This is a genomic window from Dehalococcoides sp. (genome assembly GCF_041654235.1).
GTDB classification, from domain to species: Bacteria; Chloroflexota; Dehalococcoidia; order Dehalococcoidales; family Dehalococcoidaceae; genus Dehalococcoides; species Dehalococcoides mccartyi_B.
Window position 1 is genome coordinate 1 of record NZ_JBAZDW010000076.1, and the last position, 5,503, is coordinate 5,503.

6 protein-coding genes and 1 pseudogene are annotated in these 5,503 nt (G+C 47.3%); 4 read left to right on the forward strand and 3 right to left on the reverse strand.

The genetic code is table 11. From position 1 onward, the window contains the following. Positions 1–297 precede the first annotated feature (297 nt). From WC259_RS07455 to WC259_RS07465, 3 genes and pseudogenes are all read left to right on the forward strand, one after another. Complete coding sequence (locus WC259_RS07455; RefSeq protein WP_011308941.1) at positions 298–1,071, forward strand: basic amino acid ABC transporter substrate-binding protein; 774 nt, start codon at positions 298–300, stop codon at positions 1,069–1,071. Positions 1,072–1,123: 52 nt separating this feature from the next. Next, positions 1,124–1,945, forward strand: a pseudogene (locus tag WC259_RS07460) (amino acid ABC transporter permease). Then, complete coding sequence (locus WC259_RS07465; protein WP_011308939.1) at positions 1,945–2,706, forward strand: amino acid ABC transporter ATP-binding protein; 762 nt, start codon at positions 1,945–1,947, stop codon at positions 2,704–2,706. The pseudogene WC259_RS07460 and the gene WC259_RS07465 overlap by 1 nt, the downstream one beginning before the upstream one ends. Before the next feature lie 87 nt (positions 2,707–2,793). Here the strand turns inward: WC259_RS07465 and WC259_RS07470 are convergent, their stop codons facing one another. Continuing rightward, complete coding sequence (locus WC259_RS07470; RefSeq protein ID WP_011308938.1) at positions 2,794–3,081, reverse strand: zinc-ribbon domain containing protein; 288 nt, start codon at positions 3,079–3,081, stop codon at positions 2,794–2,796. Positions 3,082–3,294: 213 nt separating this feature from the next. Between WC259_RS07470 and WC259_RS07475 the strand changes: the two genes are divergently transcribed. Next, on the forward strand, positions 3,295–3,807 hold the full coding sequence (locus WC259_RS07475; protein ID WP_011308937.1) for a deoxyuridine 5'-triphosphate nucleotidohydrolase: 513 nt from the start codon (positions 3,295–3,297) through the stop codon (positions 3,805–3,807). A gap of 70 nt (positions 3,808–3,877) precedes the next feature. On the opposite strand, the gene WC259_RS07480 is transcribed toward WC259_RS07475, so the two are convergent. Next, positions 3,878–4,783 carry a diacylglycerol kinase family protein gene (locus WC259_RS07480; protein WP_011308936.1) on the reverse strand — a complete coding sequence of 302 codons (906 nt, stop codon included), beginning with the start codon at positions 4,781–4,783 and terminating at the stop codon, positions 3,878–3,880. Between the two features lie 87 nt (positions 4,784–4,870). Further along, on the reverse strand, positions 4,871–5,344 hold the full coding sequence (locus WC259_RS07485; protein ID WP_011308935.1) for a cytidine/deoxycytidylate deaminase family protein: 474 nt from the start codon (positions 5,342–5,344) through the stop codon (positions 4,871–4,873). Positions 5,345–5,503 lie beyond the last annotated feature (159 nt).

Genomic DNA, 5,503 nt, shown 5'->3' on the forward strand with positions numbered 1-5,503 from the left:
TTTTCCCGCGTAAACAGATAGTAATATCCAGACTAGGAGCTGCTCTGGGCGTACATGCAGGTCCGGGCACTCTTTTCGTAGCCACCCGCTCAAATTAGCAGCCGTTAAATATAATAATATATGCCCTGCCGGGTGGTTTTCAGCTACAGATACCTCCCGGTCGGGCATTATTTTTCAAAGCAAACCCTAAAAAAACATGGACACATGGCCGTAAATATTGTAGACTTTCCTCGTAATCTTTTTAATCTGCATCTCTTTAGAAGGCTTTGAATTAGCTTAATAAATCTAGGAGGAAAGATGAAGCGCTTAAGTACTATCCTTATGACTCTGCTCCTGTCCAGCGCATTGCTGTTCTCTGGCTGCCAAAGCTCTACCGATGACACTGACGACAGCACTGCCACACTACAGATTACCGTAGTAACCGATGCCACCTGGGCGCCCTTTGAGTATGTTAATGAACAAACTCATGCTATAGAGGGTTTTGATATAGACCTGATGAAAGCTATTGCCGAAAAGGCCAATCTGGAAGTCACCTTCCAGAATGTGGCTTGGGATGCCTTACTGGCAGGTATGGCTACCGGTCAGTATAAAGTAGCCATTTCCTCAATCACCATTCTCCCCGACCGTCTCGAAAAATGGCTCTTCTCTGAACCCTATTTTAACGCCGGCCAGATGGTCTGCGTACAGAAAACCAATACCACTATCCTGAGCCATGATGACCTGACCGGTAAAAGGGTTGCGGCCCAAACCGGCACTACCGGATTTTTTGAGGCCCAAAAAATAGCTAACGCTACTGTAAAATCATACGATGAAATTGGTTTGGCTTTCCAGGACCTTATCAACGGCCAGATTGACGCCGTTATTTGCGACAACCCGGTAGCCATAGATTATGTAAATGCTAACCCCGACAAACTCAAGAAGGTGGGTACTGCTTTCACTGACGAATACTACGGCATTTCCGTAGCTAAAGGCCAAACAGAAATCCTGTCCAGGATTAATCTGGGTCTGGCAGCCGTCATTGCAGACGGTACGCTTGACCAGCTTATAGCCAAGTGGAACTTGAATCCATAATCGTTAAGAACTACAGAGGGGGCTTCAAAAGCCCCCTCTCTTGTATGGAGAAATGGCAGAAAACAAGATTAAGCCGCCTGAAAAAATAGCCCTCATACCAGGGGCTGAACCATCTAACCGGATGGATCCATGGTGGTGGTTGGTAGCCGGGGTTTTTGCTCTGGCGGGCGGTCTGATGCTGTTTCAGCCTGACCCTTTTCTGGATATTTTCAAGTACGTATGGGTAGGTATCGGGATTACGGTGCTGGTTGCCGTTGTATCTTATTTCCTGATGCTTATTTTGGGGTTATTCGGCGGTCTGGGGCGTTTATCTCAGAATACTTTAATCCGCGGCATAGCCACATTTTATGTTGAAATTGTACGCGGCATTCCCTTGCTGGTTCAGCTTATCTGGTGGTATTTTGCCTTCCCGGTAATAATCCAGACCATAGGGCAAGCCCTGAATTTCGGACCGATGCTGAACTATCAGGCCAACCCCATTGTGATGGCTATCTGGGGTATGACCTTCTGCTACGGCGCCTAGATGGGCGAAATTTACCGGGCAGGCATCCAGAGTATTCCCAAAGGGCAAATGGAAGCGGCCCGCAGCCTTGGCATGAGTCATACTCAGGCAATGCGGTTTATAATACTGCCGCAGGCACTCAGGGTGGTCTTGCCCCCCATGGGTAACGAATTTATCTCACTCCTAAAGGACACTTCACTGGTATCTACCGTAGCCGTAGCTGATATGGTAAGGCTGGGGCGTGAATTTACCGCTACCAATTTCAACCCCATTGAGGTTTGGAGTATGATTGCCCTGCTCTACCTGATACTTACGCTCCTGTCCAGCCGTCTGATAAACTACATAGAAAAGAAAACTGCATTTTCAAGATAATGAACAAAAAACATACTTCTGCAGAACAACCCATTATCAAGATTGAAAACGTCCAAAAACATTTTGGGCGGGTTCAGGCCTTGCGCGGGGTAAGCCTTGAAGTAAAAAAAGGCGAAGTAGTGGTCATTATCGGCCCTTCGGGTTCGGGTAAATCTACCCTGTTACGCTGTATAAACCGCTTGGAAGAATATGACTCAGGCAAAATAACCGTAGACGGCATTACCCTTGACACCACCGAAAATATCAATCATGTCCGCCGTGAGGTAGGCATGGTTTTTCAGTCCTTCAACCTGTTTTCCCACCTGAAGGTTATTGACAACATAACTTTAGCCCAGTGCCAGGTGAGGAAACGTACCAAAGAGGAAGCCGCGGAGAATGCGGCAGACCTGTTAAAGAAGGTGGGCATACCGGACAAGGCTCATGCCTTTCCCCTTCAGCTATCAGGCGGCCAGCAGCAGCGGGTAGCCATAGCCAGAGCTCTGGCCATGAATCCCCAGATAATGCTTTTTGACGAGCCGACTTCCGCCCTTGACCCTGAAATGATAAAAGAGGTTCTGGACGTAATGACCACTCTGGCCAAAGAGGGTATGACTATGGTAGTGGTATCTCACGAAATGGGTTTTGCCCGAGCAGCGGCTGACAGGGTAATTTTCATGGACGAAGGCCTGATAGTGGAAAGTGCCCCCCCGAATGAATTTTTCACTAACCCCAAACATGAAAGAACCAAGCTCTTTCTGTCTAAAATCCTGCATAACTCCTAGCCCCGAAAAATAATACAGACCCGTACTCACCAGAAAATTCTTAAAGTATGAGTCTGTATTTGATTTTACCGGGTTAAAAAAGAGGCTCTATTCGCTTTCTTTTGTTTTAGCGTAACAGTCCTTGCAATAAACCGGGCGGCCCTCAGTAGGCTCAAAGGGAACGGTTGTCTGAACGCCACACGCGGCACACACTACTTCATATGTCCTTCTTTCGCCACCTTCTGCCCTGTTTTCAGAGCGGCGAGCGGAACGACATGTGGGACAGCGTTTGGGTTCATTTTTCAGACCGCGGGAAGCATAAAATTCCTGCTCACCGGCGGTAAAAATGAACTCATTGCCGCAATCACGACAGACCAAAGTTTTGTCCTGTGCCATGACTGCACCTCCTTGATATAAATTGCTTTGTTTCCAGCGCAGTTTATGGACACAGACTCCCAATTAACCGCCTCGGAACCAAGCTAGCTTTAATACGTATACAATAAATAGTAGCACAGTGTCAAGTGCTTTTTTATGTTAACGCCAAAATAAATTTGCCGAAGTGACTGTATTGTGTTAAATTCACTTAAATAATATGCGGGAGAAACGCCTATGTCGGCTCTAGCCAAAGAAGAAATACTCCGCCTCATAAAGTCAGCTAAACCCCTGCTGGAAGATTACCCTGATCTGGGAAACCAGCTTCAGCCAAACGGGTTTGATTTGAGTTTGAAACAGGTACGCAGTCTGGAAGGCGAAGGTGTTTTGCCCACCGACAATGCCCGCCGTAAACTGCCTGTAAATAACCCGCTTGAGTTTGACCATAATAACCAGATAAAACTGATGCCGGGTATTTATTCCGTAGTCTACAACGAGGTAGTCAATATCCCCAAAGATGTAATGGCACTGGCCACCCCACGCTCATCACTTTTACGCAGCGGCTGTACTGTCAATACTGCCGTCTGGGATGCAGGCTACTCCGGCCGAAGCGAGTCTTTGCTGGTAGTTTATAATCCGGCCGGGCTGATACTGGAACGAAACACCCGCCTGATTCAGCTGGTATTTTTCAAGCTTAATGCCGAAACCGGCGGTTACTGCGGCATTTATCAAAACGAAAACAAAAACTAAGATGTACAGCCGAATATTAAACGGATAATGCTGGAGTCTGGCAAAAGAACAAATAGACTAGGGGCTTTAATCAGAAGACCATGGTGAGAGCCTGAGGCAATACCTCAAAGGTAGCCGGAGTCTTGCCTAAAAGCTCGCCGTCTGCCTGAAGGTACAACCCCTCTCCGGAGGTAATACTGACAAAATGGGCATGTTCGGTTTTTACCTTGGGATGGGTAATATGAGTACCCTTGTAAATTTTGGGGAAGGTTTGCAGGATTTCCAGCTTGTTTACATCACCCAGAGTTATTACATCAAACCGGCTATCAGTAATAAGGGCGGACGGCGCGATTTTCATGCCACCCCCGAAATAACTGCCATTAGCTACAATTACGCTTAAAACACGGCGGGTATAGTCATCTGTATCCAGCCTAATATCTATGGTCTTGTTGCGATAGCCAACCAGAGTTTTAGCCAGAGCCATTACAAACGGGATAGTCCCGCCCAGAGCTTTGGGCATATGTTCGGTAGCGGCCGCCACTTCGGCATCAAACCCCACCCCTGCCCCGTTTACAAAGAAACGACTGACCTTTCGGCCATCTTTTTGGAAAATCACCAAGCCGGCATCTACCTGAGTGTGTTTGGGGCTAAGCAAATGCTGACAGGAATGAAGATAGTTTCCGTCAAGACCCAGTGAACGCACAAAATCGTTGCCGGTACCGGTATCCACCACTCCCATCAGGGTTTTTTGGTCTTGGCTGGCGGTAAGGATACCGTTGACTACTTCGTTAATAGTACCGTCACCACCCACTGCTACCAGATAGGGATATCCGTTTAGAGCGGCGGTACGGGCAATCTCTATAGCATGCCCCTGGCTTTCGGTATATTGAAAATCATAAGAAAAGCCCATATCACGCATAAGCCTGCTGATATGCGGCCATTTTTGTTCGGTGGACCTTGCCCCCGCCACCGGGTTAACTATTACTTTTGCTACCAAATATTTTAACTCACATTGGTATATATTAATTGTAACACTGCCATACCGGTTTTACTATTCTGAAATATTGACCACTTTTTATACTTCTTAGTCCAGATATTCCACTACACACGGAGGACGATCTTTGATAACCACCTCGATACCCGCCTGTTTAAACATATCTATAAACGAATCATCCGCGTATTTGCCGTAACTGACATAGCGTTTTATACGGGCATTGGTCAGCATTTTGGCACACAGTACGCAAGGGGTGTGAGTGGCATAAACAGTTGCCCCTTCCAGACTGGTGCCATGCAGAGACGCCTGAATAATAACATTCTGTTCGGCATGCACCGCCCGGCAAATCTCATGGCGGGTACCCGAAGGAATGCCGTTCTGGTCACGTAAGCAACCCAGTTCCAGACAATCCGTCAGACCAGCCGGCGCACCGTTGTAACCGCTGGAAAGAATATGTTTGTCCCTTACGGCTACTGCCCCGACGTGATGGCGGACACAGGTGGAACGTTCGGCTACCACTGCCGCTATCTTAAGAAAGTATTCATCTACATTTGGGCGGCTCATGCGTCTGCTCGCAGTTCAAGGCCAAGTTTCTTTACTTGCTTTTCAAGGTCTTTCAAGTCCAGTTCGTTCAAAACTGTAATATCCGCCATTACAATCGGCCCGGCCTTGTTTATATTTTCTATCTCAGAGTAATCACGGGAAACAGCATTATCATAATTT